This is a genomic window from Deinococcus alpinitundrae, assembly GCF_009982895.1.
GTDB classification, from domain to species: Bacteria; Deinococcota; Deinococci; order Deinococcales; family Deinococcaceae; genus Deinococcus; species Deinococcus alpinitundrae.
The window spans coordinates 1-269 of sequence record NZ_WXZL01000268.1 but is presented as its reverse complement, the minus strand read 5'-3'; the positions used below and the strand labels follow the sequence as shown (position 1 = coordinate 269).

The following is a 269-nucleotide window of genomic DNA, read 5'->3' as shown; positions in this document are numbered from 1 at the left end:
AGACCCTGCGCGGCAGTTTCGACAGGTTCCATGACCGCACCGCGGCTCATGTGCTCAGCGCCTTCGCCACCGACACCAAGCTGGTGCTCGCACATGTCGACATCGGTGAGAAATCCAGCGAGATCCCTGCCGCCCAGGCGTTGCTCGCCGAAATGGGCATCGCCGAGGACGCAATCGTCACCCTCGATGCCCTGCATTGCCAAAAAAGCCTTCAACGTCGCCCAGACAGGCAACATCCGCCTCATCGTCCAGGTCAAGGACAATCAACC

Annotated in this window: 1 protein-coding gene; it reads right to left on the bottom strand. The window is 61.0% G+C overall.

From position 1 onward, the window contains the following. Positions 1 to 236: hypothetical protein (locus GUI70_RS23335; RefSeq protein WP_161884579.1), on the bottom strand; the 236-nt coding region annotated here is incomplete at its 3' end. Between the last annotated feature and the right edge of the window lie 33 nt (positions 237 to 269).